We start from the raw sequence: 2,405 nt of genomic DNA on the forward strand, positions 1-2,405 counted from the left end.
GCTCGTCCCAGCATCGAACTTGCGACTTCACCCCCATCCGATCCCGTTGGGGCAATTTTCTACCCTTGGATTTTCTCGATTTTGACTACGGAGTCAGGCTCCTAGGTTTCACTACTTAGCGTGGCACTCGATGAGCCGTCGGTTGAACCCGATAGATGGCGAAAGGTCGAAAAATATTTCGCGTCAATTTTGCTAATAAAAACAATAGACCTTCGGATTGTCGGGCTGCCGGTCGGGAATGTGCCCGAATCGCGCGAGAAAGTGTTGTGAATTCAATAACCTAACAACATTTGGAATGATCGAGTGGGAGTAAGCGTTGCTTTATAAGTGCAATAATATCAATAAGTTACGAACTCTCATTGATCATTCGGTCTGCATAGTCAATTGGCCGGCGCCGTGTCGGGACCTATCGCCACCTATCGGTTCACGGGGGGCGGAGACAGGCAAAGGCGCGGTTCCGTCGGAAAGGCAGACGGTATTTTTCCGGCCAAGGGCGCAGCTTCGCGGTAGCTCAGAAATCAGCTGTTCCGGATAGTCAACGAGCAGCCCGTGTCGCAAGTACGCGCCGCCGCGAAAACCACCCAGGTGCGGCGGAGGGTTCCTTCTGCAGCGTGAAATCCGGGTGTAGCATCGCCATGGATACAGCGCCCAGCCTGGGCACGTCGCGCGAGCGCCCTGCAGCCTGCGTCCCAAATCTACGGGCTTAGCGAATTCGCCTGCTATCAAGGGAACGCTGGGCGTTTCCAATGATGTTCAGGGGTTTCGGAGTCCACGCAGGCCACGTCCTCCACGGGCTTGCCCGTGATGGCCGCAGCAAACCAATCGAGGAACCGAACGCCATTGGTCTTACGCGTGTAGAAGCGATCCAGCACGTGGGGGCGTCCGCGGTTGTCCAGCGCATTCACGGCGAGGACGGCGTCATAGTATCCTCCGATGATCGCTTCATCACGCCCCCAGCTGGTGTAGGTCCGGAAGTTGGGGACGCGCGCACGGATATAGGCGTGCCCCTCGTCCAGCTTCGCCGGAACGTCGGGGCGCTTTTCTCCCATCAGCTGCATGAACATCGCCTGCACGGCGTCATGCCGTTCGTTGTACTGATGGAACACGATGTCGGGATTTAGCTGAGCCGCGCGGACGTAGAGGTCATCGGCGGTCAACCCCTCGATCGGCACGTCCTCGAAACCTTCGACGCGCTTCAGGACGCTTTCCGTTCCCCACGACTTGAAGAGGGGCGCGAGCTTTTCGCTCAGATGGTAGGCGCCGCCGCCGTCGGCGAAGTGGGTGACCTGGGCGCCGGGATAGTGGTGGGCGACGATGTGCGTGTAGAGCGGCGAGGCCAGCGCGCCGGCGCTCCAGCCCATGACGGCGACGGTATTGGGCTCCGGGTAGGTCTTGAACATCCAGTCCAGCGCCGACAGAGCGTTGTCGAAACCCTTGTGCAGGATCGTCACCTGGCCTTCGGGGTGGCCGTTCATCGCCGGGGTGTCATAGACCGGCGTCGCGTCGCCCAGAAAGACGTCCCCGTTGGCGGTGGGAAGGTAGACGAGGGTGTAGTCGGCGAGCGGATTTTCGGGGTTGTCCGTGTCGAAGACCCCACCCAATCCGGTGGGATCGAGCTCGAGGCCCGCGAACGGCCGGTAGTGCGGGCGACAGTGCAGGGCGCAGGTCTCGCCCGTCCAGCACGCCCCGCCACCGGCCAGGATGACGGCGAGCTTCTTCGGGTCGCCTTCCTTCACCCAGAAGGAATAGGGCGTGCCCTGTGAGCATCCGGGCGCCGCCGCCGGCAGCACGTTGCGCCAGTCACGTCTTGTGGATTGAGCAGGTTGGGCCGGCACGGTGATCTCCTGGACGATGGGGCTGTCAGCGATCTTCGGTTGCCGACCACTCGAAGGGCAGGGGCGCCTCCCGAAACGCGAAGCGGTCGAGATGTCTGGCGACGGTCTCTTTGAGCCGCTCGACCGCTTCGGCGTCCTCGGTCTCGAGCGTGACGAGCAGCGCATCCGCGCTCGCCTCCAGGGTCGCGACGGCGGACGGAAAGCGGACCTGTCCTGCGGCCTCCGAGAACTCGGCGTCGAACTTGTGGCCCCAGTGTTTGCAGAGCTGCTGGAGGTATTTTGAACCGTTGGCCGTCTTCGCACGGCCCCTGACGATGGCCATCGCTACGCCCTGCTGCTCGGGCGGGGGCTGACGCAGCGCGGGCGAGCGTTCACCATGGAACCCCGCGCCCCTCACGGTCGAGAAACTGCAGACCGGGCTTGCCCTGCTGCGCGAGCAAGACGTCCACGACTTTCGGAATGGCCTCCTCGATCGTGAACGGCGCGCCCGGCCCGCCCAGGTCGGTGCGGATCCAGCCTGGAGCCATCAGCACCAGGGCGCGCGGCTCTGAGGCATGGCGCGCGGCGTAG

At 62.5% G+C, this 2,405-nt stretch carries 2 protein-coding genes and 1 pseudogene; all 3 read right to left on the reverse strand.

Annotation, left to right across the window (positions count from 1 at the left end; all coding sequences use genetic code 11):
- Window positions 1-722: 722 nt before the first annotated feature.
- A complete protein-coding gene (locus E8A12_RS00565; RefSeq protein ID WP_293365807.1) occupies window positions 723-1,835 on the reverse strand; it encodes a pectin acetylesterase-family hydrolase in 1,113 nt (370 codons plus the stop codon).
- A gap of 25 nt (window positions 1,836-1,860) precedes the next feature.
- Window positions 1,861-2,157 carry a DUF2218 domain-containing protein gene (locus E8A12_RS00570; protein ID WP_293365808.1) on the reverse strand — a complete coding sequence of 99 codons (297 nt, stop codon included), beginning with the start codon at window positions 2,155-2,157 and terminating at the stop codon, window positions 1,861-1,863.
- A gap of 49 nt (window positions 2,158-2,206) precedes the next feature.
- Window positions 2,207-2,405 (reverse strand): annotated as a pseudogene (locus tag E8A12_RS00575) (3-oxoacyl-ACP reductase); the annotation flags it as partial.

The organism is Phenylobacterium sp., assembly GCF_004799395.1.
Lineage (GTDB): Bacteria > Pseudomonadota > Alphaproteobacteria > Caulobacterales > Caulobacteraceae > Phenylobacterium.

Bases quoted from the DNA above. Each gene is read 5' to 3' on its own strand.
- E8A12_RS00570 (WP_293365808.1), bottom strand. From the start codon at position 2,157: ATGGCCATCGTCAGGGGCCGTGCGAAGACGGCCAACGGTTCAAAATAC.